Consider the following 21,992-nt stretch of genomic DNA (forward strand, 5'->3'; position numbering starts at 1 on the left):
ACTGTGCTCAGCGCTTGGCGCGCAGCCGCGCGGCCTCGTAGAGCACGATGCCCGCCGCGACACCGGCGTTCAGCGACTCGGTCAGCCCGGACATCGGGATCCGCACCCGCATGTCGCAGGTCTCCGAGACCAGCCGGGACAGACCCTTGCCCTCGCTGCCCGCGACGATCACCACCGGGCCGGTCAGCAGCTCCAGGTCGCCCAGCTCGGCCTCGCCGTCGGCGGCCAGGCCGACCACCATGAGGCCGGCCTTCTGGTAGGCCTCCAGGGTGCGGGTGAGGTTGGTGGCCCGGGCGACGGGCAGACGGGCGGCGGCGCCGGAGGAGGTCTTCCAGGCACCGGCGGTCATGCCGGCCGCGCGGCGCTCGGGGATGACCACGCCGTGCGCGCCGAAGGCGGCGGCGGAGCGGACCACGGCGCCGAGGTTGCGCGAGTCGGTGACGCCGTCCAGCGCGATGATCAGCGCGTCCTGGCCCGAGTCGGAGGCCTCGACCAGCAGGTCGTCGGGGTGCGCGTACTCGTACGGCGGCACCTGGAGCACGAGGCCCTGGTGGTTGAGCCCGCCGGTCATCTGGTCCAGCTGCGGGCGCGGGGCCTCCATCAGCGGGATGCCACGGTCGTTGGCGGCCTGGAAGGCCTCGCGGACGCGGTCGTCGGTGTCGACGAACTGCTGGACGTACAGCGCGGTGGCCGGGACGCCGCCCTGAAGGGCCTCGACGACCGAGTTGCGGCCGAAGACGAGCTCGGCGCTGCCCGCGCCGCCCCGGCCACCGCGACCGGCGCCGCCGGCGCGGCGCATGCCGGCGCGGGCCTTGGCGTCCCGCTCGCGCTTGACCGCGGCGTTGGCGGCGCGCTGCTTCGGGTGGCCCTTGCGCTCCGCTCCGGGCGGGGTCGGGCCCTTGCCCTGGAGCCCCTTCCGGCTGTGGCCGCCGGTACCGACAGACGCGCCCTTCTTCGACCCGGGGTTGCGGCGGTTCCTGCGCTGGCTGTTGCCGGCCATGGCTGTACTTCCTGTCTGTCCGGCATGCCCGGCCGCCCCGTTCTGTCCGGCGGCGGCCGACTGCATGCGCTACGTCATGCGGGAGGGCCGCACCGGTCCGGTACGGCCCACCCTCACCCCGATCGTCAGATGGGGTTACTGGCTGTTGATCGTCCAGCGCGGGCCGGACGGGGTGTCCTCGATCACCAGCCCGGCCAGGCCGAGCTGGTCGCGGATGGCGTCCGCGGTGGCGAAGTCCTTGCGCTGACGCGCCGCCTGCCGCTGGTCCAGGACCAGGCGGACCAGCGAGTCGACCACACCGTGCATGCTCTTCATTGTCCCAGGCTCGCCGCGCTCCGACCCGGCCCACTGCGGGGCGAGCGGGTCGAGACCCAGCACTCCGAGCATCGCACGGACCTCGGCCAGACGCGCCACCGCGTTCTCCTTGTCGTCCGCGTTCAGGGCGCTGTTGCCCTGGCGGACGGCGGTGTGCACGACGGCGAGCGCCTGCGGAACGCCCAGGTCGTCGTCCATCGCCTCGGCGAAGGCCGGCGGCACCTCGGGGGCGGCGTCGACCGCCCCGCAGCGCTCGACGGTGCGCTGGATGAAGCCCTCGATCCGGCCGAACCCGGCCTCGGCCTCGCGCAGGGCGTCCTCGCTGTACTCGATCATCGAGCGGTAGTGCGGGGTGCCGAGGTAGTAGCGGAGCACGATCGGACGCCAGCGCTGGACCATCTCGGAGACCAGCACCGAGTTGCCCAGCGACTTGCTCATCTTCTCGCCGGCCATGGTGACCCAGGCGTTGTGCACCCAGAAGCTGGCGAAGGCGTCGCCGTAGGCCTTGGACTGGGCGATCTCGTTCTCGTGGTGCGGGAAGATCAGGTCCAGCCCGCCGCCGTGGATGTCGAAGGCCGGGCCGAGGTACTTGTGGACCATCGCCGAGCACTCCAGGTGCCAGCCCGGCCGGCCGCGGCCCCACGGGGTCTCCCAGCTCGGCTCGCCCGGCTTGGCTGCCTTCCACATCGCGAAGTCGCGCTGGTCCCGCTTGCCGGTCTCGCCCTCGCCCTCGGGCTGGCGCAGGTCGGCCAGCTTCTGGTTGGAGAGCGCGAGGTAGTCCGGGTACGACTTCACGTCGAAGTAGACGTTGCCGTCGGCCGCGTAGGCGTGGCCCTTCTCGATGAGCCCCCGCATCATCTCGACCATCTCGGGGATGTGCCCGGTGGCCCGCGGCTCGACGGTCGGCGGCAGGCAGCCGAGCGCGGTGTAACCGTCGTTGAACGCCCGCTCGTTCTCGTAGGCGATCTGCCACCACGGGATACCGAACTCGCGCTCCTTGGCGATCACCTTGTCGTCGATGTCGGTGACGTTCCGGGCGAAGGTGACCTGGTAGCCGCGGTAGGCGAACCACCGCTGCATGATGTCGAAGTTGAGACCGGACCGGATGTGCCCGATATGAGGCGCCGACTGGACGGTAGCGCCGCACAGGTAGATCGAGACACAACCCGGTACAAGCGGGACGAAGTCGCGTACCTGGCGGGTGCTGGTGTCGTACAGGCGAATGCTCACAGCGTCAAGCGTAGTGGGCAGGAGGGGGTGCCCCGCGACATTCCCCGGGAATGATATGCCGCACTCCCGGGGAACCACGGGCCGCGCGGGCCGGTCAGATGTTGCCGACCACCTTGCGCGGGCTGAGCCGGACGACCACCCGGACGTCGTCCGGGCCGTCGAACCCGTACTCCTCGCCGCGGTACTTGCGGGACAGTTCGTTGATCAGCTCCCGGCCGCCCTCGGTGGTCATCGTCGCCGAGCCGCGCACCTCGACGTACTCGTACGGGTTCTCCGGCGGGTTGACCACGAGCGAGATGCGCGGGTCCCGCACCAGATTGAGGTGCTTGCGGCGGCCCTGGACGGTGGAGAACAGGATGTCGTCGCCGTCCCGCGTGACCCAGACGACCGAGGACTGGGGGCTGCCGTCGGGCTGGATCGTGGACACCACGGCGAAACTCTTGCGGTCGAGCAATTCCTTGGCGGGGCCAGAGAGTTCGACGCCCATCGAGAACCTCTTCTCATCGTCGGCGGTACGGCCCGAGGGGAAGCCCCGCCCGGGCCCGAAACCGCACACTACCGACCGATCCACCGCCACGCCGGGTGAACACTCGTCAGGACCCGCCTATTCCTGCCCTGCTGACCGCGCCCGGCTCAACGCCGTTCGTACACCAGGGCCGTGGCGATCGCGGCCAGCCCCTCGGCCCGACCGGTCAGGCCCAGGCCGTCCGTTGTGGTGCCGGACACCGACACCGGCGCACCGGCCGCGGCCGACAGCGCGGCCTGCGCCTCGGCCCGCCGCTTGCCGATCTTCGGCCGGACGCCGACCACCTGGACCGCGATGTTGCCGATCTCGAAGCCCTCGGCGCGCACCAGCCGGGCCGCCTCACCGAGCAGCTTCACCCCGGAGGCGCCGGCCCACTCCGGCCGGTCGGTGCCGAAGTGCGCGCCCAGGTCGCCGATCCCAGCGGCCGAGAACAGCGCGTCGCAGGCCGCGTGCGCGGCGACGTCAGCGTCCGAGTGCCCGGAGAGCCCGACCCCGGCGTCCGGCCACTCCAGTCCGGCCACCCAGAGCGGGCGGCCGGCCTCGAAGGCGTGCACGTCGGTGCCGATGCCCACGCGCGGCAGCACGGGGGCCGGGGCCTGGGCGGCGGGCGTCAGCGGGTCAGTAGGCATCGGCGGCCCTCCGGCGGGCGAGTACGGCCTCGGCGAGCACGAGGTCCAGTGGACGGGTGACCTTGAACGCCTCCTCGTGGCCGGGCACCACGACGACCTGGCCGCCGTAGCGCTCCACCAGGCCCGCGTCGTCGGTGACCGGCGGCGCGCCGTCGGCGCCCGCGGCCTCCTCGGCCAGCGCCTTGGCGTGCACCCCGACCAGGGTGGCCCGGTCGAAGCCCTGCGGGGTCTGGACCGCGCGCAGGGTGGCCCGGTCGGGCGTGTCGAGCACCGGCTCGGGGCGGCCCGGGCTCGGCTCGACCCGCTTCACCGTGTCGGCCAGCGGCACCGCGGGCACCACCGCCCCGGCCCCGGCCCGGACGGCGGCCGCCACCGCGTCCACCACCTCGACCGGGACGAGCGGGCGGGCCGCGTCGTGCACCAGGACGATCTCCACCTCGGCCGGGATCGCGGCCAGGCCGAGCCGGACCGATTCCTGGCGGGTGGCGCCACCGGCGACCACCCGGATGTCCTTGCCGTCCAGCCCGTGGCTGTCCAGCAGGGCGACCACCTCGGCCACCCCGTCGGCGGGCGCGGCGACCACGACCAGGCCGACCGCCCGACTGCGGGCCAGCGCCCGCACGGCGTGCACCAGGAGCGGCACGCCGCCCAGTTCCCGCAGGGCCTTCGGGGCACCGGGCCCCAGCCGCTCACCGCGTCCGGCGGCGGGCACCACTGCTGCTGCGACTGCTGCTGAGGCGTTCAGGTTTCACTCCTTCGGAGAAGTGGGTATGGCCTTGGCGTGCCCGGCGGGCGCTACGGGCCCCTTCCGAAGAATTACGGTCCAACCGTCCGCCGCACAATCCCGCAGAATCGGTCTTGCAGGACGGAAAACGGTCTTGCCGGGCCTGGACCGGCTCGGGGCGGGGGCGTCGTCCGGACACGCCTCAGCGCCCGAAGTGCCACTGCACCACCCCGGGACGCTTGGTCCTGGGAGCGGCGCGCCGACACCGGGCGCTGTGAGCGGTGGGCGGCAGCCCGACTGCGCTACGAGGCCAGCACCTCGTCGAGCAGCGTCTCCGCCTTGTCCTCGTTGGTGTTCTCCGCCAGCGCGAGCTCGCTGACGAGGATCTGGCGCGCCTTCGCGAGCATCCGCTTCTCGCCGGCCGAGAGGCCGCGCTCGCGCTCACGGCGCCAGAGGTCGCGCACAACCTCGGCGACCTTGATAACGTCGCCAGAGGCGAGCTTCTCCAGGTTCGCCTTGTAGCGACGGGACCAGTTGGTCGGCTCTTCGGTGTACGGTGCGCGCAGCACCTCGAAGACCCGGTCCAGACCCTCCTGGCCGACTACATCGCGCACGCCGACGAACTCCGCGTTCTCAGCGGGCACGCGGAGCGTCAGGTCTCCCTGCTGCACCTTGAGCACCAGGTAGGTCTTGTCCACACCTTTGATCTGGCGAATTTCGATGGCCTCGATCAGCGCGGCCCCGTGATGGGGGTAGACCACCGTGTCGCCAACCTTGAACGTCATGTGACAGGACCCCTTCCGTGGCTTTCCAGAATAACACGCTTTTCAGCGCACCCGAAGGGCGTTTTCGCAGGTCAGGGCCGGTCTCGGGGCTTGACAAGGACCCCCATGACGTGCTGCGACCGGTGTTCGAGGGAGGCTTCCCGCAGGTCGGAGGCGGTTCCAGCGTTCGGCGAAACCTTGCGCAACACCCGGGAAACCATGATTGGATCTTGGGTTTTCACCGTTTATCGGGCCGTATCCACATCGTTATTCGATCTTGGTCGAAGCTTGTCCCGAGGGTGACCCGGACACGCCACAAGTGCGGCCGGACGGCCGCCCCGCGAACCCCGGGAGTGCGACACGGGGACCACCCCGTGAGGAGCGCATAAGTGAGGTCGATAATCTGAGGCCTGACCTATCGACACGTTGACTTAGGAGAAGCCGCCGCCGTGAGCCGCAGCCTTCGACGCGGCAGCATCGCCGCCATCGCCGCCATCGCCATCGCCTCGCTGTCGTCCTGCGCCGCCGGCAACACGCCGGACACGCTGCAGGTCAAGCCCGACAACGCGGCGGCAACCCTCGGAACGAACCTTCGGCTGAACAACATCGTGGTCGTCACCGGGGACGAGTCCTCGGGCGAGCACAACGGTCCCGCCAACGTGACCGTCAACATCGCCAACACGGGCAGCACCCCGGCGGAGCTGCAGTCCGTCACCGTCGGCAACGGTGCCACCGCCGCGTTCTCCGACGCCGCGGGCGCCCCGCTGTCCACCATCGTCGTCCCGGCCGGCGGCGCCGTGGCGATCGGTGGCGAGGGCAACCCGTCCGCCAAGGTCGCCTCGGTCGGCGTCCAGGTCGGCGGCTTCGTCCCCACCTCGTTCACCTTCAAGGACGGCCAGAAGGTCGACGCCCAGGCCGGCGTGAGCCCGAACAAGGGCCTCTACAAGGGCTTCGGCCCGACGTCGGCCCCGGCCGCCGCGCCCACCAAGGGCGCCACCACCGCCGCGACCACCCCGGCCGCCGGCACCACCACCCCGGCCGCCCCGGCCACCACCGGTGCGGCCACGCCGTCCGGTGCCGCCACCCCGGGTGCCACCCAGTCCGCCGGCGCCCACTGACGCACCACCCGGTGTCCGGCGGGCCCTCCCGGGCCCGCCGGACACCAACGCGAAGGCCCCCTCCGGCAACTGCCGGCGGGGGCCTTCCGCGTCTGTCCGCGCCCGCGGTTTACGGCTCGAACTTGTAGCCCAGGCCGCGGACCGTGACCAGGTAGCGCGGGGCGCCCGGGTCCGGCTCGATCTTGGCCCGCAGGCGCTTCACGTGGACGTCCAGGGTCTTGGTGTCGCCGACGTAGTCCGCGCCCCACACCCGGTCGATCAGCTGCATGCGGGTGAGCACCCGGCCCGCGTTGCGCAGCAGCATCTCCAGCAGGTCGAACTCCTTCAGCGGGAGGTCGACCTTGGCGCCGTCCACGGTCACCACGTGCCGGTCGACGTCCATCCGGACCGGGCCCGCCTCCAGGGCGCCCGGGCCGCCGCCGTTCTCGCCGGCACCGCCGTCCTCGCCGCGGCGGCGCAGCACCGCCCGGATCCGGGCGACCAGCTCACGGGTGGAGTAGGGCTTGGTGACGTAGTCGTCCGCACCTATTTCCAGACCGACCACCTTGTCGATCTCGCTGTCCTTGGCGGTGACCATGATCACCGGCACGTTGGAGCGCACCCGCAGCTGACGGCAGACCTCGGTGCCCGGCAGGCCCGGCAGCATCAGGTCGAGCAGGACGAGGTCGGCGCCGTTGCGCTCGAACTGCTCCAGGGCGTCGGGGCCGGTGGCGGCGACGGCCACCTCGAAGCCCTCCTTGCGGAGCATGTACGACAGGGCGTCGCTGAACGACTCCTCGTCCTCGACCACCAGTACTCGGGTCACGATCAGGCCTCCGGGGCAAGCTGGGGGGTTGCGTCTGACAGGGGGTGTTCCCGCTCCCCCGTGGGGAGCGGACGGTCCGTGCGGCCTGTGGTGGCCGTCCGGTCCGTGGTGAGGGTTCTGGTGGGCGCGGCGGCGGCGCCACGGCCGCCGGTGGCACCGCGGGTGCCGAGGTCGCCGGTGTCGTCGAGGTCGTCGCCGTCCTCGGCCTCGGGCGCCTGCCCGGCGGGCAGGCGGATGGTGAAGGTCGAACCCTGGCCCTCGACGCTCCACACCGAGACCGTGCCGCCGTGCGAGGCGGCGACGTGCTTGACGATGGACAGGCCGAGGCCGGTTCCGCCGGTCGCCCGGGAGCGGGCCGGATCGACCCGGTAGAAGCGCTCGAAGACGCGCTCGCGGTCCTTCTCCGAGATGCCGATGCCCTGGTCGGTGACCGAGATCTCGATCAGCTCGCCGTCCGCCTCCCCGAGCGCCGCGGCGCTGGAGATCCGGCGGGTGGCGATCGCCACCCGGGTACGGGGAGGACTGTAGTTGACGGCGTTCTCGACCAGGTTGCCGAGCGCCGCGGCGAGCTGGCCGCGGTTGCCGTGCAGGTAGAGCCCGGCGATGCCGCCGGCCGTGATCAGGATCTGCTTGGCGGCGGCCTGCTGGCGGCAGCGGTCGATCGCCTCGGCGATCAGCTCGTCCACCGCGACGGGCTCCGGGTCCACCATCAGCCGGTCGTCCTGCACCCGGGAGAGGTCGATGATCTCCTGGACCAGGCTGGCCAGCCTGGTTGCCTCGATCTGCATCCGGCCGGCGAAGCGCTGCACCGCCTCCGGGTCGTCGGACGCGTCGGCGACCGCCTCGGAGAGCAGCGACAGGGCACCCACCGGGGTCTTCAGCTCGTGGCTGACGTTGGCCACGAAGTCCCGGCGGACCGCCTCCACCCGGCGGCGCTCGGTCTGGTCCTCGACCAGCACCAGCACCAGCCGGGAGCCCAGCGGGGCGACCCGGACGGAGACCGCGAGCGGCTCGCCCGCACGGGCCACGCCAGGGCGGGGCACCTCCAACTCGACCTGGCGGATCTCGCCGTCCCGGCGGGTGGCGCGCGCCAGCGAGAGCATCTGGTCCACGGCGACCGCGCCGCCGCGCACCAGTCCCATCGCGTACGCCGCGGAGCTGGCCTTGACCACCTCGTCGCCCTCGCCCAGCACGATCGCGCAGGAGCGGAGGACGGAGAGGACGGTGTCCACCCCCGGCGGCAGCGGGGGCTCCGGGGTGCCGGCGCCCAGGCCCTGGTGCCGACCGTGGTGTCTGCTGCTGGTGCCGCCGTACCTGCCCCTGGCCTGCTCGCGCTCGCTCCAACGGAAGGCGATGGAGGCCGTGAGGCCGACGCCGAGCCCGGCTATGGCGCAGGCAGCGGCGGCGGCCACGTTCACGTCCATGTGGCCAGCGTAAGCGCACGGCCAGGCCACTCCCCAAGGGCCCGATCAAGGCATCGGCCACGCGTTGCCGAGAATTCACCTTCACGTGGCCGCTGATTCACCACACCGGCCGTGCATCGTCGCCCGGACGGCCCAGAGTTGGCCATGCAGCCCGTGTGGGAGTGGGCGGCGGGCCGAACCACCGGCCGTCGCCTCAGGTGTGCGCGTACGATTCGCGCCACCAGCAGCGGTCACCCGGACGACAAGACGATCGTCGGACGGGCCGGCCGGTCGGCACCGCCACCGACACAGCTACTGAGGAGAGAGCATGCGCGACGCGTACCACGAGGAACTCGATGCGATCGGCGACAGCCTGGTCGAGATGGCCCGACTGGTCGGCTCGGCCCTGGGCCGGGCCACCACCGCACTCCTGGACGCGGACCTGGCGCTGGCGGAGAGCGTGATCGCCGCCGACGAGAAGATCAACGACCTCCACCACGAGCTGGAGAACCGCGCGATCGACCTGCTCGCCCGCCAGCAGCCGGTCGCCACCGACCTGCGCATCGTCGTCACCTCGCTGCGGATGAGCTCCGACCTGGAGCGCTGCGGCGACCTCGCCCGGCACGTCGCCAAGGTCGCGCGGATGCGCTACCCCGACTCCGCCGTGCCCGGCGACCTGCACTCCACCGTCCTGGAGATGGGCCAGCTCGCCCAGCGCCTGGTGGCCAAGACCGGCCTGGTGATCGCCACCAAGGACGTCGACAAGGCACTGGAGCTGGAGCAGGACGACGACGCCATCGACTCCCTGCACCGCGAGCTGCTGTCGCACCTGATCGACGACCGCTGGCACCACGGCATCGAGACCGCCGTCGACATCACCCTGGTCGGCCGCTACTACGAGCGCTTCGCGGACCACGCGGTGTCGGTCGCCAAGCGCGTGGTGTACCTGGTGACGGGCGAGCACGTGGCCGAGTTCGTGGCCGCCTCGGAGGCCGCGGCGGCGGAGTGACCTCGTGCGGGTGCGGTGCGGCCGCCTCGGGGCTCGGCGTCTCGGGGCTCGGCATATCGGGATCGGGATCGGGCTCGGGCTCGGGCTCGGGCTCGGGGCTTCAAGGGGCGGCCGCTCCCCTCGCGGGGTGAGTAAACCTGCGACAGGGGTGGTGGGGGCGCACGACGCCCCGTACATCCCACCACTGCGCGCCTGTTGACGCTCCCTCCGATCGGCGGCTTCACTCGACGTTGGGGGCACAGGACTGTGCCCGTCACTAGGAGGGAACAGCTCGATGAAGGCCAACCCCACCCGACCGGCACGCGCCCACGAAACCGTCGAGCCGCCCACCCCGAAGCTCCTGCCCGTCCTCGCGGCCGGCTGCGGCTGCGGCCCCGGCTGCGGCTGCGGCTGCCAGTCCGGCGCGCCCTGCCAGTGCGGCGGCGCGGACGGCGGCTGCTGCGGCGGCCACTGAGCGGTCCGCCGCCGAGGAGTTCCCGAGGTGCACGGCCTTCCGTCGGCCGTGCACCTCGTTGCGCGTCCTGGTGCCGCGGGTCCGCGGCACGGCGTCACCGTGCCGCCCCGGGCGTCAGAACTGGACGTCGGTGCAGGAGTAGAAGGCGTTCCCGGTGTCGGCGATCGTCCAGACCGCGACCACGACCTGGTGGCCGGTGCGCCCGCTCGGGACGGTCGCGGTGTGGCTGAGCGTGCTGGGCACCTGCTTCCCGCCGTACGGGGCGATCAGGAAGGGCGTCAGGTCCAGGCTGTCCCGGGTGACCGGCTGGCTCGCGTCGTAGCCCGGCTTGGTCAGGTAGTAGCGGAAGTCGGTGGTCGCGTGCCGGGCGGTGAACGTCCAGGTGAAGGTGAGCTGCTGCCCCGCCGTCACCGCGGTGGTCGGCCAGGCACCGCCGTGCGGGTCGTCCAGCTCGGCGAAGCGGGAGTTGCCGCCGGCGCAGATGGTGCCGTCGGCGGGCCCGGCGTTCGGGAAGCCCTTGGGGCCCTCGACGCTCTGCGGCTCCCACTGGATGTCGCCGCAGTCCCACGACACCCCGCCCGCTCCGCAGAGCGCGGCCCTGCTGGGCGGCGTCGAGATGTACCCGTGGGACTGCGCCGGGACGGCGAGGGTGAGCGGCACCGCGAGGGCGGCGACCACCGCCCCGACGATGTGACGTGTGCGCATGATGCTCCTCCGTGGGGGTGGATGGAGAGTGCGCCGGGACGCAGACTCGCGCGCGTGGGGGTGCGGCGGCCGGGACGGGGAGATCCTTGGCATGCCTGCGGCAGTCCGGCGCCCTCACCGTAGGAGCGGACTCCGCCACCCGTCAATGGTCTGAACCACTATTGGGACGAGCCCGGATCCGGCCGCCGAATCCGGACTCAACTCGACTTCCGCACAGGCCGGTTGAACGACGAAGGCCCCGCCCCCGGCGAACCGGGAGGCGGGGCCGTTTCGCCAGGCGGGTTACTTCTTGCCCTGGTTCTTGACCGCCTCGATGGCCGCGGCGGCGGCGTCGGCGTCGAGGTAGCGGCCGCCCTTGGTGACGGGCTTGAAATCGGCGTCGAGCTCGTACACGAGCGGGATGCCGGTCGGGATGTTCAGGCCCGCGATGGCCTCGTCGGAGATGCCGTCGAGGTGCTTGACCAGCGCGCGCAGGCTGTTGCCGTGGGCGGTGACCAGGACGGTCTTGCCGGCGGCGAGGTCCGGGACGATGGCGTCGTACCAGTACGGGAGCATCCGGTCGACGACGTCCTTCAGGCACTCGGTGCGCGGACGCAGCTCGCTCGGGATGTCCGCGTAGCGGGCGTCACCGGCCTGCGAGTACTCGGCGTCATCGGCCAGCACCGGCGGCGGGGTGTCGTACGAGCGGCGCCACAGCTGGAACTGCTCCTCGCCGAACTCGGCCAGGGTCTGGGCCTTGTCCTTGCCCTGGAGCGCACCGTAGTGTCGCTCGTTCAGGCGCCAGCTGCGGCTGACCGGGATCCAGTGGCGGTCGGCCCTGTCCAGGGCGATCTGCGAGGTGCGGATCGCACGGCGGAGCAGCGAGGTGTGCAGCACGTCCGGGAACAGGCCCTCGGCGGCCAGGAGCTCGCCACCGCGCGCGGCCTCCTTCTCGCCCTTCTCGTTGAGGTCGACGTCGACCCAACCGGTGAACAGGTTCTTCTGGTTCCACTGGCTCTCGCCGTGGCGGAGCAGGATGAGTCGGTACGTCGTGTCAGCCATGGCCCCCAGCTTAGTGGAGGCAGGAAAAGCGCTGGTCCGGACCTACGACAGATGTGTAATGTGTGCACCGCCCATCTGACACTTACATACGTCGGCTGACCGGACCTGCCCGTGCCGCTCGGCGGACACCTGCCCCGGGAGCCCCCCACATGCCCGTCGCCCTGATCACCAACCCCCGGATCCGAAGGCTGATACAGGAGACGGTGGGCGGGCTGCCACGGGAGTTCTGGTGGCTCTGGGTGAGCACGCTGGTGAACAAGCTGGGCGCTTTCGTGCTCACCTTCCTCGCGCTCTACCTGACCACCAACCGGGGGTACTCGGCCTCCTACGCGGGCCTGGTGGCCTCCCTCTACGGCCTCGGCTCGGCCGTCGCCGCGATCGGCGCCGGCGTGCTGACCGACCGGATCGGCCGGCGCCCGACCCTGGTCGCCGCCCAGCTCGGCACCGCACTGTTCACCGCCGTACTCGGCTTCACGGACGGCCAGGTGGCGATCGCCACGGTGGCCTTCCTGGTCGGCCTCTGCAACAACGCCACCCGGCCCGCGACCTCGGCGATCATCGCCGACCTCGTCCCGGCCGAGGACCGGGTCCGCGCGTACTCGCTGAACTACTGGGCGATCAACATCGGCTTCGGCCTCTCCGCCGCCGTGGCCGGCCTGATCGCCACCCACGGCTACCTCACGCTCTTCCTGCTCGACGCGCTCTCCACGCTGGTGTGCGCGGTGGTGATCTTCATCCGAATCCCCGAGACCAAGCCGCAGGACTCGCCGCAGCACGGGAAGGGGACGGACGAGCCGACGGTCGGCCTCGGCGCGGTGTTCCGGGACGGGCGGTTCATGGCCGTCGTCGGGCTCAACCTGCTGCTCGCCCTGATCCTCCAGCAGGGCAGCACCACCCTGGCCGTCGACATGGGTGCCGCGGGCATCAGCTCCACCGAGTACGGGCTGGTCATCGGCCTGAACGGGCTGCTGATCGTGGTGCTCCAGATCCCGCTCACCCGGTGGATGGAGGCCCGCTCCCGGACCGCCATGCTGATAGCCAGCTGCCTGATCACGGGCTGGGGCTTCGGGCTGGCGGCGCTGGCCGGGTCGTCCGCGTGGCTGTTCGCCCTCTCGGTGGCGGTCTGGACGGTCGGCGAGGTCCTGAACGCGCCGACCATCATGGGACTGGTCGCCGAACTGGCGCCGACCCACGCGCGCGGCCGCTACCAGGGCGTCTACTCGCTCTCCTGGTCGCTCGCCTCGTTCCTCGGCCCGGCGATCGGCGGTCTGCTGCTGCAGCACGCCGGCTCCGCGGTGCTCTGGATCGTGTGCGGGGTCTGCGGCACGGTCGCGGCGGCCGGGCACGTGGTGCTCGGGCGGCGCACGGACGCGACGGCGGGCCGCGCCGGGGCGGTGCCGGAGGTCGCGGTGACCGAGGTCGCGGTGACCGAGGTGACCGAGGTGACGGAGGTGCCGGTGACCGAGGTGACGGAGCCCGCCGCGGAGAAGAAGGCTCCGGCGGGCATCTGAGGGCGTCGGCCCCGCTGCCGGGTCAGTCGGCCGCCGGGGCGGCCAGGTGGGCGAAGGCGGCCAGGTTGCGGGTGGACTCCCCGCGCTTGGTCCGCCACTCCCACTCGCGCCGGATCGCCGAGGCGAAGCCCAGCTCCAGCAGGGTGTTGAACGGCTCGTCGGCGTTCTCCAGCACCGTCCCGAGCAGCCGGTCCACGGCGTCCGGGGTGAGCGCCTCCAGGGGCAGGCGGCCGGCCAGGTAGACGTCGCCGAGCGGGTCGATCGCGTACGCGACGCCGTACAGCCGGGTGTTGCGCTCCAGCAGCCAGCGGTAGACGGCCTCGTGGTTCTCGTCCGGTCGGCGGATCACGAAGGCGTTCACCGACAGGGTGTGGTCGCCGACCCGCAGCGCGCAGGCGGTGCTCAGCTTGCGGGTGCCCGGGAGCGTCACCACCAGCGTGTACGGGTCGGTGGCGGCGGGCTCCCAGGCCGCTCCGGCGTCGTCCAGGGCGGTGCGCAGGAGGGTCAGGGCCTCGTCCTTGGTGCGGATTGCCATGGGGGTGACGTTACTCGGCGGTACCGGGGGCGCGCACCAGCGGTGCGTGCCCCCGGCCGCCGCAGTCGGGCCGCAGTCGGCTCGTGGTCCGGCCGCGGTCAGGCCGCGGTCAGGCCAGCCGCCGCCGGGCGGCGGCCAAGCGGCCGGCCGGGCGGGCCAGGCTTCCGGCGTACACCTCGGCGGTGCCGGCCGCGGCGGTGTCCCAGCCGAAGCCGGCCGCGTGCCGGGCCGCCGCCGCGCCGCGCCGGGCGACCAGGCCCCGGTCGGTGACGTACGGCTCCAGCGCGTGCGCCCAGGCCGCCGGGTCGTGGCCGTGCACCAGCGTGCCCGTCTCGCCGTCCCGCACCGCGACCGGCAGGCCGCCGACCGAGGCCGCCACCACCGGGGTGCCGCAGGCCTGCGCCTCCAGAGCGACCAGCCCGAAGGACTCGCTGTACGAGGGCATCACCAGCGCCGTCGCCGCGTGGTACCACTGCGCGAGCTCGGCCTGGCCGACCGGCGGATGGAACCGCACCACGTCGCCGATGCCCAGCTGGGCGGCGAGCTTGTGCAGGCTCTCCGGCCGGGCCAGTCCGGTGCCGGACGGACCGCCGACCACCGGCACCAGCAGGTGCTCGCGCAGCCCCGGGCGGCGCGCCAGCAGCTCGGCGACCGCCCGCAGCAGCACGTCCGGGGCCTTCAGCGGCTGGATCCGGCCCGCGAAGAGCAGCACCGCGGCGTCCTGCGGCAGGCCCAGCCGGGCCCGGGCGGCGGCCCGCGCCGACGCCCCGCCGGGGCGGAAGACGTCCAGGTTGACGCCGGGGTGGACGACGGCCAGCTGGTCCGGCCGGGCAGCGTAGTGCAGCGCCAGCTCGGCGGCCTCCTCGGTGGTGTTGGCGATCAGCCGGTCGGCCGCCTCGACCACCTGGGTCTCGCCGATCACCCGGGCCGCGGGCTCGGGCGTGTCACCCTCGGCCAGCGCGGCGTTCTTCACCTTCGCCATGGTGTGCATGGTGTGCACCAGCGGCACCCCCCAGCGCTGCGCGGCCAGCCAGCCGACCTGCCCGGAGAGCCAGTAGTGCGAGTGCACCAGGTCGTAGTGGCCGGGGCGGTGGCCCGCCTCCGTCCGCAGCACCCCGTGGGTGAAGGCGCACAGCTGGGCGGGCAGGTCCTCCTTCAGCAGGCCCTCGTACGGGCCGGCGGTGACGTGCCGGACCAGCACGCCGGGGGCCAGCTCGACGGTGGGGGCGTCGTCCGAGCAGATCGCCCGGGTGAACACCTCGACCTCGATGTTGAGCGCGGCCAGGCGCTTGGCCAGCTCGACGATGTAGACGTTCATCCCGCCGGCGTCCCCCGTGCCGGGCTGGTGCAGCGGCGAGGTGTGGACACTCAGCATCGCTATCCGGCGCGGGCGGCGGCGGCCCGGGACGAGCGACTGGAGCCGGCCCCGCGCGGGCGCGGCGGGCTGGGCACGGCGTACCGAACGGACGGGGTGCTGGATCACCTGGCTGAAGCCTCCTCTGTGCGGCCCGTCTCGGCGGCCCGCGCACGGGCCGCCCGCTGTCCGGTGTGCGCTGCCCCGTCCCGGGCACACATCACCACCAGACAGCCAACCACCCGGCCCGCGTCCGGCATTCCCGGTCCGGCGGACGAGATGCCGGACGAGATGTCGGACGGGGTGACGTCCCAGGTCACAGCGGTGCCGACGCGGACCCGACTACCCTTCCAGGCATGGCTGCCTCCTTCGACTCCGCGACCGCACCCACCCGTGGGCGGACCGGACGGCCGGTGGGGACGGTCACCCGGGGCACCACCAACACCAATCGGCTGCGGCGGATGGACCGCTGGATCGCCCACACCCTCGGCCGCACGCTGCGCGCCGGTGGCCGCCCGCCGGTGGCGGTCGACCTCGGCTACGGCGCCGCGCCGTGGACGGCCGTCGAACTGGCCGGGCGGCTGCGCACGGTGCGCCCGGACGTCCGGGTGGTCGGGATCGAGATCGAGCCGGAGCGGGTCACGGCCGCGCTGCCGTACGCCGAACCGCCACTGCTCACCTTCCGGCGCGGCGGCTTCGAGGTTCCGCTGGACGGCGGCGCGCCGGCCCAGCTGATCCGGGCCGCCAACGTGCTGCGGCAGTACGACGAGTCGGCGGTGGCCGGGGTCTGGGAGCGGCTCTGCGCCCGGCTGGCTCCGGACGGGCTGCTGGTGGAGGGCACCTGCGACGAGATCGGACGGCGGCACGTCTGGGTCGCGCTCGGCCCGGAGGGGCCCCGGACGGTGACCTTCGCGGCCCGGCTGGGCGGCCTCGGCCAGCCCTCCGACCTGGCCGAACGGCTGCCGAAGGCGCTGATCCACCACAACGTGCCGGGCCGACCGGTGCACGCCTTCCTGGCCGACTTCGACCGGGTCTGGGCGGCGGCCGCGCCGTACGGGGCGTTCGGGGCGCGGCAGCGCTGGGTGGCGGCCTGCACGGCGCTGGCGGGCGACTGGCCGCTGGTGGACGCGCGCGGACGGTGGCGGCAGGGCGAGGTCACGGTGCCCTGGAGCGCGCTCGCGCCGTAGCGGGTCGCGCGGCCGGAGCCGCCGGCCCGGCACGGACCGGGGCCGGTGCGGGTGAGCGACTCGCCGCATTCACTCGAACGAGTTATCGAATACCACTGGCGTGTTGACGCCCCATCACGTCACGATGGACGCCGCCGGACGACCCGCCCGTGCGCCGTCGCCGCCCGGCGCCACGGCGTCCACCTGCGGCCCCCGACGTCACCCTCGACCAGGGTGATCCGCGTCACCCTCGCCCGTCCCCCCTCCTTCCCCGCCGACGCGGGGATCCCAGCCGTCGTCCGAGTCAGATCACCGCACCGCCACCGGCGTGGCAAAAACCACAACGGCGCCGGTCGGCCAGAGAAATCCCCGGAGATCACGTTATGGTCGCGAGAAGTTCCCCGGCGCACGGTGCCAGGCGGGCACTGCGGACGGGCGCTGACCGTTACGCACTCGGGGAAAGGGAGGAACCACCGATGCCCGCAACGGGAGACGGGCGGGCACCTGGTGCCACGAGCCTGTCGGGCGCCCAGGCCGGCGCCCCCGTTGACCATGCCCGCAACCGCCCGGCCCTGACCGGCCCGACGCCGGCCGGCCCGGTGACGGCCGCTCCCCCGATACCGCACCCCCGGCACCAGACCGGACACACCTCGGCCCCCGCCGACGCCCCCGCCGCGGTGGCCGCCAGCAGCACCGCTCCGCTCAAACTGCTGGTGATCGAGGACGACGCCTCCGACGCCCAGCTGATCAAGGCGGCGGTCGCCGACAGCGGCACCTCGATCGAGATCCACTGGGCCCGCGGGCTGGAACAGGCCACCGAACTGCTCGCCGTGTCCCCGTCCGGCACCCGGCGCGGGCGCTCCCGCGGCAGCGAGTTCAGCTGCGTGCTGCTCGACCTCGCCGCCCCCGCCGACCTGCCGCACCCGTCCGACGACTCCGACGGCCTCGAAGGCCTGCACGAACTGCTCCGCCGCGCCCCGCACACCGCGGTCGTGGTACTCACCGACGCGGCCGGCGCCGAACTGGGCGCCGCCGCCGTCGCCGCGGGCGCCCAGGACTTCCTGATCAAGCACGCGACGGACGGCCCGCTGCTGGGCCGCGCCCTGCGCTACGCCGTCGAGCGCAAGCGCGCCGACGAGTCGCAGCGCCGCCTCGTCGAGGCCGAACTGCGCGGCCAGGAGAACGCCCGGCTCCAACGCCACCTGCTGCCCACCCCGCTGCTCGACGGCGCGGGCCTCTCCTTCACCCGGCGCTACCGCCCGGGCCGCCGCCGCGCCCTGCTCGGCGGCGACTTCTACGACGCCGTCCGCACCGACGACGGCACCGTCCACGTCGTGATCGGCGACGTCTGCGGCCACGGCCCGGACGAGGCCGCGCTCGGCGTCGCCCTCCGGATAGCGTGGCGCACCCTCGTCTTCGCGGGCCTCACCGGCGAGGCCCTGCTGACCACCCTCCAGCACGTGCTGGAACACGAGCGGCGCAGCGACGAGATCTTCGCGACGCTCTGCATGCTCGTCATCGAGCCGGGCGGCGCCAGCGGCGGCCTCGACTCGCTCGGCGCCGGCGAGCCTGCCCGGCTCTACCTCGCCGGGCACCCGGCGCCGCTGCTGCTCGGCCGCGACCACCAGCCGGTCACCCTGCCCGCCGACCTCGCCGGTCCGGCGCTCGGCCTGCTGCCGTGCCACGACGGGCAGGCCGCGTGGCCCGCCCACCAGCTCGAACTCCAGCCCGGCTGGCGGTTGTTGCTCTACACCGACGGGCTGATCGAGGGCCGGGTCGGGGCCGGCTCCCGCCGTCTCGGCCAGGACGGCCTGGCCGACCTCATCGGCGACCACCAGTCCGCCGGGCTCACCCGGGGCCGGCTCGTCGACAGCGCCATCGCCGAGGTCGAGGAGTTGAACGGCGGCGCGCTGACGGACGACGTCGCGGTGCTGCTGCTGGAACGCAACCCGGTGCAGCTGATCCTCGGCTGAGCCGGCTGGATACGGCGAGGCCCGGGCGGGTGAACTCCCCGCCCGGGCCTCGCCGTTGCCTGGTCGTCGCCCGATCGCGCGGCCTACCAGGGGCCGTACGGACCGGTGTTGCTGCGGCCGCCACGGCCGCCACCACCGGTCAGCTCCCGGATCGCCGGACGCACGTCCACCATGTAGACGATCGACGCGACCAGCCCGGCGAGCGTCCCGATGCCGGTGAAGAAGTTCACCCCGAACAGCAGGTCCCAGCCGAAGGCGATCGCCAGGATCGCCAGCCAGAACGGCTTGGTCTTCTTGTCCGCCGCCCGGTAGGCGTCCTCACGGCGGGTGACCGCGTCGCCCAGGGCGAACAGCTTGAAACCCAGGATGGCGACGGACAGCCACCAGATCGGGTTCAGATAGGCCAAGTCCAGAATCTGGGCCACTCCGCCCATCACGCTCTCCTCTGTCTCTCGCCTCCGGCGCTCCGGCCACCGCCCATCCTGGCACGGTCGACCGTCCGCTCTCCTGTCAACGTCCTGCGGTCACCGGATGTGCCCGTCCGGCGGCCCTACCCTCACTCCGCGCGGTCGGTGGCCTTCCGGGCGCGGGCGGCCTTCTTCGGGGCGGGCCGGGCGTCGGCGGCCGGGGTGTCAGTGTCGGTGTCGTCCTCGACCAGCTCGGCCTCGACCGGCTCGGACGCCCGGGCGAGCTCCGATTCCCCGGCCGGCTGCCCCGGCTCGGCGGGCGCGCCCGGGCGGGCCCGATCCACCACGACCTTGCCGCGCTCGGCCAGCTCGTCGTACGTCTCCTTGGCCTTCACCGCCAGCTCGACCGCGCGGCCGACCTGCTGGAGGGCGAAGCCCTGCGCCCGCTCCTGGAGGGTCCGCAGGTCGACGGGGAGCGTCGTGACGGTCTCGGTGACCTTGGCCTGCGCCTCGGCCAGCTTCGTCTGCGCCTCCTGGAACCGGGCGGTGGCCTTCTCCTGCGCGCCCTTGCGGTCCGCGGTGAGCGCCTCCACCCGGCCCGGCACCTCGCGCAGCTTCTCGTACGCGAGATCCCCGGCGCCGGCGATGGCGTACAGCGGGGTCGGGTCGCTCAGGGTCTTCTTGATCTCGTCGGTGATCGGCATGCTTACCGGTCCTCCCGGTGGATGTTCTGGGTGGCTGAGCCGTCGGTCGTCGGGCCGGAGGCTGGTGGAACGCCGGTGCCGGTGCCGGCCGCGGGCGACCGCTCGGCCACCGCGCCCCGCTGGACGGCGTTCTCCTTCAGGAAGGCGTCGTAGACCGCGAGCAACGCCTGCTTCTGCTGCTCGTTGACCAGCGGATCGGCCAGGATCGAGGCCCGCAGCTCCAGGCCCTCACCACGCCGCTCCTCCAGGATCCCGGCCTGGACGTACAGCGTCTCCGCCGAGATCCGCAGCGCCTTCGCGATCTGCTGCAGGATCTCCGCGCTCGGCTTGCGCAACCCGCGCTCGATCTGGCTGAGGTACGGGTTCGACACGCCTGCGGCCTCCGCCAGCTGGCGCAGTGAGTACTGCGCGTTCCGGCGCTGCTCGCGGATGTACTCGCCCAGCGAGCCGACGTTCAGTGAGGCCATGCCAGCAGACTGCAACATCCTGCTTGCAGATGCAAGCAGGATGTTAACAACAGCAAACGGCGGGCGGGCTCAGCCGAGGTCGGGGACGCGGACCGGCATCAGGAGCGAGAAGGTGCCCTCCCGGCCCGGCGTGCGGATCGCCAAGGGGGCGATCGGGCCGCCGAGTTCGAGCACCAGTTGCTCGGGCCGGCCGACCCGCAGGGCGTCCAGCAGGAAGTCGCGGTTGACCGCCACCCTCAGGTCTCCGGACGCGGATTCGGGGCCGGGCTCGGCACCGGCCACCGCCAGGCGGCCGTCCGCCGTGAGGGTGAGGACGGTGACCACGCAGTCCGCGCCGTTCGGGCCGGAGGGCAGGGTGCGGGTGGCGCCGGTCTCGACGGCGCCGCGCAGTTCGGCGGCGGACAGGTCGATCCGGTGCTCCGGTTCGAGCCGGGTCAGCACCCGGTGGTCGGGGTAGTCGAAGTCCAGGGCGGCGCCCTCGATCCGGTGGCCGCCGGTCTCGGCCCGGACCAGGCCGCCGCCGAGGGTCACCGTGACCTCGGCCGCGCCCGCGCCCGCGCCGAGCAGCGCGCGCAGGGCGTCGACCAGGGCGGTGGGGACGATCGTGCCGCCGTCCGGCCGGGCGGGCGCCGTGGTGGCGGGCACCTCGGCGAGCGCCATCCGGTAGCGGTCGGTGGCGACCAGGCGCAGCACCGGGCCGTCCGGTTCGAACAGCACCCCGGCGAGCGCCGGGGTTCCGGGGTCGCCGCCGACGGCGAAGCGGACCGCGTCCAGTGCGGCGGCCAGTTCCTCGGCGGGGACGGTGAAGCGGACTTCGGCGGGGGTGGTGCTCATCGGTTGCTCCCTCTGGTCGATCATCACGCGGATCAGGGAGAGCTCGCGGCGGGCGTCGGCGAGGCCGTCCTCCAGCCGGCGCAGGTGCGCGTCGAGCACCCGCGCGGCCTCGCCGGAGCCGGGCGCCGCGCCGAGCACGGCGCGGATGCCGGCCAGCGGCAGGCCGACCCGGCGCAGCCGGGCCAGCAGGCGGGCGTCGGCGAGTTGCCCGGGCCGGTACCAGCGGTAGCCCGTCTGCGGGTCGACCCAGGCGGGGGTGAGCACCTCGGCGCCGTCGTAGTAGCGCAGGGTGCCGACGCCCAGACCGCTGGCGCGGGCCAGCTCGCCGATGCTGTGCAGCTCGCTCTCCATGCCGGTGACTCTGCGGGCTCGACCAGGTCGAGGGTCAAGCCCGGCCGGTGAGGTGGGCGAGCTTCGACGGGTTGCGGACGATGCGCAGCTCGGCGATCCGGGGCCGACCGTCGGGCCCCTCGGCGAAGTCGAACACCGAGACGGCGTCGATCGCGCCGTCCTGGGTGACCAGCAGCCCGGGCTGGCCGTTGACCAGGACCGGCCGGAGCTCGACGCCCTCGCCCAGTTGGCCGAGCACCCCGAGCAGGAAGCGGGCGACGTTGCCGGCGCCGGTGACCGGGCGCAGCGCGGCGCGGACCACGCCGCCGCCGTCGGTCCAGGAGGTGACGTCGGGGGCGAGCAGGTCCAGCATCCGGTTGAGGTCGCCGCCGACGCAGGCCGCGAGGAACTCGTCGGTGGCGCGGCGGCGCAGCTCCGGCGGGGCGTCGTAGCGCGGCCGGCGGGCCCGGACGTGCGCCTTGGCCCGGCTGCCGACCTGCCGGCAGGCGGCCTCGGTGCGCTCCAGCGCCTCGGCGATCTCCCGGTAGGAGAAGCCGAAGGCCTCCTTGAGGACGAAGACGGCCCGCTCCAGCGGGGACAGGCTCTCCAGCACCACCAGCAGGGCGAACGAGACCGTCTCGGCACGCTCGACGTCGGCGGTCGCGTCCGGTTCGGCGACCAGCGGCTCGGGCAGCCAGGGGCCGACGTAGGCCTCGCGGCGGACGGCGGCCGAGTCGAGCCGGTTGAGCGCGAGGTTGGTGACCGTCCGGGCCAGGTAGCCGCCCGGGTTGGCGACCGGGCCGGTGACCCCGCTCCAGCGCAGCCAGGTGTCCTGGACCAGGTCCTCGGCGTCGGCGACGCTGCCGAGCATCCGGTAGGCGATACCGAAGATCATCCGGCGGTGCCGCTCGAAGTCGTCGAGGGCGGGGTCGGTGAGAGTGTCGGTCACCGCTCCGACGCTACCGCACGGGCCGCGGCGAGCCGAGGC

The 21,992-nt window shown here is 73.2% G+C and carries 23 protein-coding genes; 6 read left to right on the forward strand and 17 right to left on the reverse strand.

The features are described from left to right. Positions 1-7 precede the first annotated feature (7 nt). From rlmB to AB0O82_RS10980, 6 genes are all read right to left on the reverse strand, one after another. Entirely contained in the window at positions 8-1,000 is a 993-nt protein-coding gene (gene rlmB / locus AB0O82_RS10955; RefSeq protein WP_363582345.1) for a 23S rRNA (guanosine(2251)-2'-O)-methyltransferase RlmB, read from the reverse strand. Between the two features lie 135 nt (positions 1,001-1,135). Next, the gene (gene cysS / locus AB0O82_RS10960) at positions 1,136-2,545 is read right to left on the reverse strand and encodes a cysteine--tRNA ligase (RefSeq protein ID WP_363582347.1); all 1,410 of its coding nucleotides are present in this window, start codon (positions 2,543-2,545) and stop codon (positions 1,136-1,138) included. A gap of 94 nt (positions 2,546-2,639) precedes the next feature. Next, entirely contained in the window at positions 2,640-3,032 is a 393-nt protein-coding gene (locus AB0O82_RS10965) for a PPOX class F420-dependent oxidoreductase (protein ID WP_063348796.1), read from the reverse strand. A 146-nt stretch (positions 3,033-3,178) separates the two neighbouring features. After that, positions 3,179-3,700, reverse strand: a complete 522-nt coding sequence (ispF, locus tag AB0O82_RS10970) for a 2-C-methyl-D-erythritol 2,4-cyclodiphosphate synthase (protein ID WP_363582349.1) — start codon at positions 3,698-3,700, stop codon at positions 3,179-3,181. Next, positions 3,690-4,445: a 2-C-methyl-D-erythritol 4-phosphate cytidylyltransferase gene (ispD, locus tag AB0O82_RS10975; protein WP_363582488.1), complete on the reverse strand. Its 756-nt coding sequence runs from the start codon at positions 4,443-4,445 to the stop codon at positions 3,690-3,692. The genes ispF and ispD overlap by 11 nt, the downstream gene beginning before the upstream one ends. A gap of 281 nt (positions 4,446-4,726) precedes the next feature. Next, positions 4,727-5,209: a CarD family transcriptional regulator gene (locus AB0O82_RS10980; protein ID WP_030244332.1), complete on the reverse strand. Its 483-nt coding sequence runs from the start codon at positions 5,207-5,209 to the stop codon at positions 4,727-4,729. Between the two features lie 428 nt (positions 5,210-5,637). Here AB0O82_RS10980 and AB0O82_RS10985 point away from each other — a divergent pair, with 428 nt between their 5' ends. Then, on the forward strand, positions 5,638-6,306 hold the full coding sequence (locus tag AB0O82_RS10985; RefSeq protein WP_363582351.1) for a DUF461 domain-containing protein: 669 nt from the start codon (positions 5,638-5,640) through the stop codon (positions 6,304-6,306). Positions 6,307-6,415: 109 nt separating this feature from the next. Here AB0O82_RS10985 and AB0O82_RS10990 read toward each other — a convergent pair whose 3' ends face one another. Next, entirely contained in the window at positions 6,416-7,111 is a 696-nt protein-coding gene (locus tag AB0O82_RS10990) for a response regulator transcription factor (protein ID WP_030061050.1), read from the reverse strand. 2 nt (positions 7,112-7,113) lie between these two features. Continuing rightward, a complete protein-coding gene (locus tag AB0O82_RS10995; RefSeq protein ID WP_363582353.1) occupies positions 7,114-8,535 on the reverse strand; it encodes an ATP-binding protein in 1,422 nt (473 codons plus the stop codon). A gap of 307 nt (positions 8,536-8,842) precedes the next feature. Here AB0O82_RS10995 and phoU point away from each other — a divergent pair, with 307 nt between their 5' ends. Both phoU and AB0O82_RS11005 read left to right on the forward strand, forming a co-directional pair. Then, positions 8,843-9,523, forward strand: a complete 681-nt coding sequence (gene phoU, locus AB0O82_RS11000) for a phosphate signaling complex protein PhoU (protein ID WP_350878362.1) — start codon at positions 8,843-8,845, stop codon at positions 9,521-9,523. 274 nt (positions 9,524-9,797) lie between these two features. After that, complete coding sequence (locus AB0O82_RS11005) at positions 9,798-9,977, forward strand: hypothetical protein (RefSeq protein ID WP_063348791.1); 180 nt, start codon at positions 9,798-9,800, stop codon at positions 9,975-9,977. Positions 9,978-10,091: 114 nt separating this feature from the next. Here the strand turns inward: AB0O82_RS11005 and AB0O82_RS11010 are convergent, their stop codons facing one another. Both AB0O82_RS11010 and AB0O82_RS11015 read right to left on the reverse strand, forming a co-directional pair. Next, complete coding sequence (locus AB0O82_RS11010) at positions 10,092-10,682, reverse strand: lytic polysaccharide monooxygenase (protein ID WP_063348790.1); 591 nt, start codon at positions 10,680-10,682, stop codon at positions 10,092-10,094. 282 nt (positions 10,683-10,964) lie between these two features. Continuing rightward, positions 10,965-11,723 (reverse strand): phosphoglyceromutase, encoded by a 759-nt coding sequence (locus AB0O82_RS11015; RefSeq protein WP_363582356.1) that lies wholly within the window; start codon positions 11,721-11,723, stop codon positions 10,965-10,967. A gap of 149 nt (positions 11,724-11,872) precedes the next feature. On the opposite strand from AB0O82_RS11015, the gene AB0O82_RS11020 reads away from it, so the two are divergent. Then, positions 11,873-13,234: an MFS transporter gene (locus AB0O82_RS11020; protein ID WP_363582358.1), complete on the forward strand. Its 1,362-nt coding sequence runs from the start codon at positions 11,873-11,875 to the stop codon at positions 13,232-13,234. A 22-nt stretch (positions 13,235-13,256) separates the two neighbouring features. On the opposite strand, the gene AB0O82_RS11025 is transcribed toward AB0O82_RS11020, so the two are convergent. Then, on the reverse strand, positions 13,257-13,769 hold the full coding sequence (locus AB0O82_RS11025; protein ID WP_363582360.1) for a YbjN domain-containing protein: 513 nt from the start codon (positions 13,767-13,769) through the stop codon (positions 13,257-13,259). Between the two features lie 109 nt (positions 13,770-13,878). Beyond that, on the reverse strand, positions 13,879-15,252 hold the full coding sequence (gene mshA / locus AB0O82_RS11030; RefSeq protein ID WP_363582362.1) for a D-inositol-3-phosphate glycosyltransferase: 1,374 nt from the start codon (positions 15,250-15,252) through the stop codon (positions 13,879-13,881). A 227-nt stretch (positions 15,253-15,479) separates the two neighbouring features. On the opposite strand from mshA, the gene AB0O82_RS11035 reads away from it, so the two are divergent. Together AB0O82_RS11035 and AB0O82_RS11040 are read left to right on the forward strand one after the other, a co-directional pair. Further along, positions 15,480-16,310: a class I SAM-dependent methyltransferase gene (locus tag AB0O82_RS11035; protein ID WP_363582364.1), complete on the forward strand. Its 831-nt coding sequence runs from the start codon at positions 15,480-15,482 to the stop codon at positions 16,308-16,310. 455 nt (positions 16,311-16,765) lie between these two features. Continuing rightward, a complete protein-coding gene (locus AB0O82_RS11040) occupies positions 16,766-18,262 on the forward strand; it encodes a SpoIIE family protein phosphatase (RefSeq protein ID WP_363582366.1) in 1,497 nt (498 codons plus the stop codon). 83 nt (positions 18,263-18,345) lie between these two features. Here the strand turns inward: AB0O82_RS11040 and AB0O82_RS11045 are convergent, their stop codons facing one another. The 5 genes from AB0O82_RS11045 to AB0O82_RS11065 all read right to left on the reverse strand — a co-directional run bounded on the left by AB0O82_RS11045 (position 18,346) and on the right by AB0O82_RS11065 (position 21,953). Then, positions 18,346-18,696: a DUF2516 family protein gene (locus AB0O82_RS11045; protein ID WP_063348783.1), complete on the reverse strand. Its 351-nt coding sequence runs from the start codon at positions 18,694-18,696 to the stop codon at positions 18,346-18,348. 122 nt (positions 18,697-18,818) lie between these two features. Continuing rightward, positions 18,819-19,373, reverse strand: a complete 555-nt coding sequence (locus tag AB0O82_RS11050) for a hypothetical protein (protein WP_363582368.1) — start codon at positions 19,371-19,373, stop codon at positions 18,819-18,821. 2 nt (positions 19,374-19,375) lie between these two features. Next, positions 19,376-19,840 carry a helix-turn-helix transcriptional regulator gene (locus AB0O82_RS11055; RefSeq protein WP_363582370.1) on the reverse strand — a complete coding sequence of 155 codons (465 nt, stop codon included), beginning with the start codon at positions 19,838-19,840 and terminating at the stop codon, positions 19,376-19,378. Between the two features lie 69 nt (positions 19,841-19,909). Continuing rightward, positions 19,910-21,025: a MerR family transcriptional regulator gene (locus AB0O82_RS11060; protein WP_363582372.1), complete on the reverse strand. Its 1,116-nt coding sequence runs from the start codon at positions 21,023-21,025 to the stop codon at positions 19,910-19,912. Between the two features lie 34 nt (positions 21,026-21,059). Continuing rightward, positions 21,060-21,953 carry an RNA polymerase sigma-70 factor gene (locus tag AB0O82_RS11065; protein WP_363582374.1) on the reverse strand — a complete coding sequence of 298 codons (894 nt, stop codon included), beginning with the start codon at positions 21,951-21,953 and terminating at the stop codon, positions 21,060-21,062. Positions 21,954-21,992: the final 39 nt, after the last annotated feature.

Origin of the sequence: Kitasatospora sp. NPDC088264, assembly GCF_040685715.1 — a bacterium.
Lineage (GTDB): Bacteria > Actinomycetota > Actinomycetes > Streptomycetales > Streptomycetaceae > Kitasatospora.

Excerpts from the sequence above, each read along its gene's own strand:
- rlmB (WP_363582345.1), bottom strand. The coding sequence starts at position 1,000 with ATGGCCGGCAACAGCCAGCGCAGGAACCGCCGCAACCCCGGGTCGAAG.
- AB0O82_RS10965 (WP_063348796.1), bottom strand. The coding sequence starts at position 3,032 with ATGGGCGTCGAACTCTCTGGCCCCGCCAAGGAATTGCTCGACCGCAAG.
- ispF (WP_363582349.1), bottom strand. The coding sequence starts at position 3,700 with ATGCCTACTGACCCGCTGACGCCCGCCGCCCAGGCCCCGGCCCCCGTG.
- AB0O82_RS10980 (WP_030244332.1), bottom strand. The coding sequence starts at position 5,209 with ATGACGTTCAAGGTTGGCGACACGGTGGTCTACCCCCATCACGGGGCC.
- AB0O82_RS10995 (WP_363582353.1), bottom strand. The coding sequence starts at position 8,535 with ATGGACGTGAACGTGGCCGCCGCCGCTGCCTGCGCCATAGCCGGGCTC.
- phoU (WP_350878362.1), top strand. The coding sequence starts at position 8,843 with ATGCGCGACGCGTACCACGAGGAACTCGATGCGATCGGCGACAGCCTG.
- AB0O82_RS11005 (WP_063348791.1), top strand. The coding sequence starts at position 9,798 with ATGAAGGCCAACCCCACCCGACCGGCACGCGCCCACGAAACCGTCGAG.
- AB0O82_RS11010 (WP_063348790.1), bottom strand. The coding sequence starts at position 10,682 with ATGCGCACACGTCACATCGTCGGGGCGGTGGTCGCCGCCCTCGCGGTG.
- AB0O82_RS11015 (WP_363582356.1), bottom strand. The coding sequence starts at position 11,723 with ATGGCTGACACGACGTACCGACTCATCCTGCTCCGCCACGGCGAGAGC.
- AB0O82_RS11020 (WP_363582358.1), top strand. The coding sequence starts at position 11,873 with ATGCCCGTCGCCCTGATCACCAACCCCCGGATCCGAAGGCTGATACAG.
- AB0O82_RS11025 (WP_363582360.1), bottom strand. The coding sequence starts at position 13,769 with ATGGCAATCCGCACCAAGGACGAGGCCCTGACCCTCCTGCGCACCGCC.
- AB0O82_RS11035 (WP_363582364.1), top strand. The coding sequence starts at position 15,480 with ATGGCTGCCTCCTTCGACTCCGCGACCGCACCCACCCGTGGGCGGACC.
- AB0O82_RS11040 (WP_363582366.1), top strand. The coding sequence starts at position 16,766 with ATGCCCGCAACGGGAGACGGGCGGGCACCTGGTGCCACGAGCCTGTCG.
- AB0O82_RS11045 (WP_063348783.1), bottom strand. The coding sequence starts at position 18,696 with ATGGGCGGAGTGGCCCAGATTCTGGACTTGGCCTATCTGAACCCGATC.
- AB0O82_RS11050 (WP_363582368.1), bottom strand. The coding sequence starts at position 19,373 with ATGCCGATCACCGACGAGATCAAGAAGACCCTGAGCGACCCGACCCCG.
- AB0O82_RS11055 (WP_363582370.1), bottom strand. The coding sequence starts at position 19,840 with ATGGCCTCACTGAACGTCGGCTCGCTGGGCGAGTACATCCGCGAGCAG.
- AB0O82_RS11060 (WP_363582372.1), bottom strand. The coding sequence starts at position 21,025 with ATGGAGAGCGAGCTGCACAGCATCGGCGAGCTGGCCCGCGCCAGCGGT.